This is a genomic window from uncultured Campylobacter sp. (assembly GCF_938031315.1).
In the GTDB taxonomy this organism is placed as follows: Bacteria; Campylobacterota; Campylobacteria; order Campylobacterales; family Campylobacteraceae; genus Campylobacter_B.
On the sequence record NZ_CALHHT010000134.1, the window covers coordinates 1 to 2,640 of the forward strand.

Annotated in this window: 2 protein-coding genes and 2 pseudogenes; all 4 read right to left on the minus strand. The window is 51.5% G+C overall.

Annotation, left to right across the window (positions count from 1 at the left end):
* Positions 1-462: DUF2628 domain-containing protein (locus Q0236_RS03720; protein WP_297915258.1), on the minus strand; the 462-nt coding region annotated here is incomplete at its 3' end.
* A gap of 10 nt (positions 463-472) precedes the next feature.
* On the minus strand, positions 473-1,441 hold the full coding sequence (trpS, locus tag Q0236_RS03725; RefSeq protein ID WP_297915260.1) for a tryptophan--tRNA ligase: 969 nt from the start codon (positions 1,439-1,441) through the stop codon (positions 473-475).
* 487 nt (positions 1,442-1,928) lie between these two features.
* Positions 1,929-2,423: pseudogene (locus Q0236_RS03730) on the minus strand (shikimate kinase); the annotation flags it as partial.
* Positions 2,410-2,640 (minus strand): annotated as a pseudogene (locus Q0236_RS03735) (ribosome biogenesis GTPase Der); the annotation flags it as partial. The pseudogenes Q0236_RS03735 and Q0236_RS03730, both read right to left, overlap by 14 nt.

Sequence of the window (2,640 nt, forward strand, 5' to 3'; positions counted from 1 at the left end):
CACAATTGCGACAAAAGCGTAAAATATTACCGCGAGCCATATCGCCCATCTATTCACGCCACCGCCCCGTCTTAGGGCTTCATCGTCCTGCTTATCTAGCAATGAAACAAAACTGTCGCAAACGTAATATTTCGCCATAGTCCCGCTACTGACGCTAATCGCCGTTCCTATAGTTCTATCATGTCCATCCAAAAACGGAACGAAGCAAGAAATTACCATAACGGCAAATAGGGCTGCGGCAATTTTATACTCCTTGCGGTACAGAAAAAAGAACAGCGTACCGAAAAATCCACACCAGCTCCACGTGCTTGCGTAATTTAACTCGCGCTGCTTGCCCGCGGCGAAAAATTTCTCGCAGGCGCGTGCGTAAATTTCAACCTTACTAGGAGTTTGCAAGAAAATTTCCAGTTTCTGCCGAAGCATCTTGCCGTCAGATAAAATTTCTCTAGCGTAATCCGTCATCTCACTCTCCTTAGCGATAAATCCCCACGGCGGCGCGAACCTTTTGCATCAATGAAGCAGCCGTCGCAGCCGCCCTTTGCGCGCCCTGTCTGAGCATCTCGTCTAAAATTTCGCGGTGGCTTTGATAGTATTCGAATTTATCTCGTGCGTCTTTGAAGTAGCTAAGCACGAGCTCGTTCAGATACGCCTTGAAGTGCCCGTGCCCCTCGCCTCCGCGCTCGTAGCGAGCCTGCAGCTCCGCTTGCTCCGCATCGTTTAAAAACAGCTTCGCGATGTTATAGACATTGCATCCGCGCCACTGCTTAGGCGCTTCTAGCGGCTCGGAGGCCGTTACGATACTTGAAATTTGCTTCTTTAGCGTCGCGGCATCTGCAAAAATATCGATCGTATTGCCGTAGCTTTTACTCATCTTCGCGCCGTCGGTGCCCGGCACGATCGCCACTTCATCATTTACGCGCGCTTGCGGAATAGTTAAAATTTCGCCGTGGGCGTTGTTAAATTTAAGCGCGATGTCGCGGGCGATCTCGACGTGCTGGATCTGATCCTTGCCCACAGGCACGACCTCCGCGCTGTATAGCAGGATGTCCGCCGCCATCAGCACGGGGTAGCTGAACAGATCGTGTTTGCTCTCAAAGCCCTTTGCGATCTTGTCTTTGTAGGCGTGCGCCCGCTCGAGCAGCCCCATCGGCGCATACCCGCTTAAAATCCAGTAAAGCTCCAACACCTCTTTCACGTCGCTTTGCACCCAAAACACCGTCTTTTTCGGATCGATCCCCAGCGACAAAAACGCCGCGGCGGCCTCGTAGGTGGAGTTTTTTAGCTTTGCGCCGCCGCTTACGGACGTGAGCGCATGGTAGTTTGCGATAAACATAAACATCTGCTCGCCCGCATTTTGCGCATCCACCATCTGCTTGATACTCGCGAAGTAGTTGCCCAAATGCAGCTTGCCGCTGGGCTGAAGACCCGTTAAAATTCTCATCGTTGCTCCTTTAAATCAAAATCAGATCGCCGTCCACAAAACCCACGGCAATGTGCTTGCACTCAAAAATTTTAGCGCTAGGCATCTGCTCTCGCAGCTCGCGCAGAGCCTGCACGAGTATTTTTAAAACCTGTCGCCACGAAAGCTCGCTTAAAAAATCAAGCTGCAAGCGTGAACATTCGGGATAAAACTCATCCTCGTCCTCGCACGCCCAGTCGTCGTCATCCGCATCAAAGCTGCTCGATCCCGCCAGCTGCAGCGCGTAAGGCTCGTAAAGATCGAAGTGCCACGCGATCACCCGCTTTGGAATTTCCTCGCGCTCTAAGCCCTCCAGTAGCTCGCGCAACTTCTGCTTTAGCGCCTCTTTCTTTTTAAGCTTATCGCTTTTACCATCTTTGCCGTGCGGCTCGGAATTTTTGCCGCCGCCAGAGCACTTCTGCTTAGACATCTTTTTCCCCTTTAAATTTAGCCCGTCGCAGGCGGAGCAAATTTCTTTTACGATCTTTTTTACGCTTTTATTTTCGACGTCGATTACGATGTCGGCCTTTTTTTCATACGCCCCGTCTCTTTCGGCGTGAAGCGCCGCGGCCTTTTGCAGATCCGCTAACAGCGGGCGCTTGGCAAATTTTTTCTCCGCGTTCTCGCTATTTTTTAAGCGATCAATAATCCCCTCAAAGCTTGATTTCAGATACACGACGGTGCCGATTTTGTTTAAATTTTTCACGGCGTAAAAGCCGCCGCCCGTAGAGATCACGGCGCAGCGGACGGACTTTTCTAAAAATTTCGCAAGACCCTCTTCCATCTTTCTAAAGCTCTGCTCGCCCTGCTCTTTAAAAATTTGCCCGATCTTTTTATTGGCGTAGCTTTCGATCATATCGTCGCAATCAAGCGCAAACATCCCGCTTTGCGCAGCCAGAGCCCGCGCTACTGTGCCCTTGCCGACCCCCATAAAGCCGATGAGTACGATGTTACCGCTCTTCATCGCTCTCCCCTTTTTTGCGCGGCAGCAGCACTAGCGGACTTCCCGAAAGAGCAAAGCTCGCGCGCAGCCTGTTCATCAAATAGCGCTTGTAGCTGAAATGCAGCGCTTGCGGGCGGTTCATCACAAGAGCGATCTTCGGTGGCGCAAAGCCGATCTGCGCGGCGTAGTAAATTTTAACCGATTTGCCCCGCTCGCGAGGTATCGGATGCGCCTTTAT

Bases quoted from the DNA above. Each gene is read 5' to 3' on its own strand.
- trpS (WP_297915260.1), bottom strand. From the start codon at position 1,441: ATGAGAATTTTAACGGGTCTTCAGCCCAGCGGCAAGCTGCATTTGGGC.